2 protein-coding genes are annotated in these 2,095 nt (G+C 47.3%); one reads left to right on the top strand and one right to left on the bottom strand.

Annotated elements, in window-relative coordinates:
- Window positions 1–190: 190 nt before the first annotated feature.
- The gene (locus tag J1785_RS01440; protein WP_129953308.1) at window positions 191–1,327 is read left to right on the top strand and encodes a porin; all 1,137 of its coding nucleotides are present in this window, start codon (window positions 191–193) and stop codon (window positions 1,325–1,327) included.
- Window positions 1,328–1,393: 66 nt separating this feature from the next.
- On the opposite strand, the gene J1785_RS01435 is transcribed toward J1785_RS01440, so the two are convergent.
- Window positions 1,394–1,615 carry a hypothetical protein gene (locus J1785_RS01435; protein WP_129991277.1) on the bottom strand — a complete coding sequence of 74 codons (222 nt, stop codon included), beginning with the start codon at window positions 1,613–1,615 and terminating at the stop codon, window positions 1,394–1,396.
- Between the last annotated feature and the right edge of the window lie 480 nt (window positions 1,616–2,095).

Raw genomic sequence — 2,095 nt, 5'->3', positions numbered from 1 at the left:
CCATAATACAGATATTGTTTCTTTTATTTACATTTAAACATTTTATTGCTTAGTATCTGTGCTAAACATATTTTTATCTTATAGGGAACTTTCTGAATTTTCACTTTGACCCCCGTCATACCTATGTTAATTATTTATACGCGGCGCAAGACCGCACACACATCACATAAATAATAAAGACAGGGTAATAATGAGCAAATTAAAAACGTCAATGCTAATTGGCGGCGTCGTGCTGTCGGCATTATCTGCCAGCGCGCAAGCCGAGATTACTGTTTTAGATAAAAATCCTCAAAGTAATGCTTTGCTGGCACCGCTGAGTTTGCAGGTTGGCGGGAGTATTCGTCCTGAGTGGATTTTCAATAACGGCCCGGAGCCGGGTTATTATAAAAATGGTCACGATGGCGGTACCCGCTTCCGCTTCCGCGGCGATTATAAACTGACGCAGGATACCTCTGTCATTGCTTACTATGAGCTGGGCGTGGACATGGCGCACCTGCTGGGTATGGATGATCACTATGCCGAAGGCTCACGCCGTGACACTCAGCGTCAGTTATATGCGGGTTTTAAAGATGACCGTTACGGGACATTAACCTACGGCCACCAGTACGGCATTTATTATTCCGTCGTCGGGATTAAAAGTGATGTCTGGGATAACGATGGTCATGCAGGCGGCACGGGTATTGGGATTAACGGTAGCTACGATGGTGCGAATAAGCCAAAAAGCAGCCTGAAATATACCAACGACTTTGGTCCTGTGACGTTATATGCCAACTACTTATTGCCGGAAGATGAAATTCAGGCGGGCGAGAATCAGCATTATCGCCGTAATAATGGTGGCGGTTTAGGTTTCGATTATAAACTCACCAAAGATTTAGTCTGGAGTGCGGCTTACAGCCTGACTGATGCGACGGTCAAAGATAATCAATATAACGAAAAAGATTATCATCAGCAGCTGTCTGGTACGGCATTAACCTGGCAGCCTAATAACTGGTATATCGTCGGGACCGGCAGCTATTACAAAGATTTCGTGCCAAGCACCCGTGAAAATCCTGTCGATCATTACTTTGCAGGCAGCGGTTACGGCGTGGAAGGCTTTGTCGGTTATACCTTTAATATCGACAAACCGTTCCTGAAATCTATCCAGCCATACGTTGCAGCGGATTCTCTGCAACTGAAAGGCGGCGAAGAATATCACGCGAACCACGTTTATCTGGGCGCGGGTACCACTATCGGTTACGGCTTGTCTGTCTATGTGGAACGCACACTGGCGCACTCTACCGACAACGAACCGGATCAGACCTGGGTGACCGTTTTCTACGATTTCTAATCCGCACGCCTCGTGGATCATCAGGCCAGCGCATATGCGCTGGCTTTTTTACGTCTGCAGATCGGCTTAGTGCGGCAGTGCTTCCGCGACGTCTGTCACCACTATATCATCCTCGCTGAATGGCATTTCCAGCGTCTGATACAGCACTTCCAGCCGTTCACACAGAATATAGCTCAGCAGATCTTTCGCCTGCGGATTATCCAGCGACACAATGGCATAAGACAACGCACGGCAGTGATCGACGATCTCTTCCAGTTCCAGCGGGGTATTGTCGTAAAGGTTAGGCATTTTGGGCCTCCGGTGCGGAGGTAGTTGAAGAGCATGTAATTGTGAAGATATATTCCATTTCATTAACTCCATTGGATGCAATTCACGCCACCAACAGAGACGCCAAACCCTGGTGGTAGCTCGGGCGAAGTTGGCGTACCGATCCCAATGTTACCGGCCAACCTTACGGTTGCCTCGCCCGAGCCACCATAGTAAAGGTGAGCAGGGGCTGTGCCAAATGAGAGACGCTATTTACGCGAGCTCAAGCACTATTGGGATGTCGGAACGCCAATTCCGGTTGCGGATTTTGCCGCAGCGATGAGAGTCTAATACGTGAGGATTTGTACAGTAAGTGGAATTTTTAAGCAGTTTTCGTTTTTGGGAGATGTCTTGGAAATCGGAATGATTTCTGCTGGATGCGTTGCTTAACTGACAGATTTCCTGGTGTGGGCTAAATAATCCTGGTATCTTTACTGATAACTTTAGAGGTTAAAATTGTTT

Source organism: Rahnella perminowiae (assembly GCF_019049755.1).
Taxonomy (GTDB): domain Bacteria; phylum Pseudomonadota; class Gammaproteobacteria; order Enterobacterales; family Enterobacteriaceae; genus Rahnella; species Rahnella perminowiae.
The sequence above is the reverse complement of the archived record's forward strand: the minus strand, read 5'-3'. Positions and strand labels throughout refer to the sequence as shown.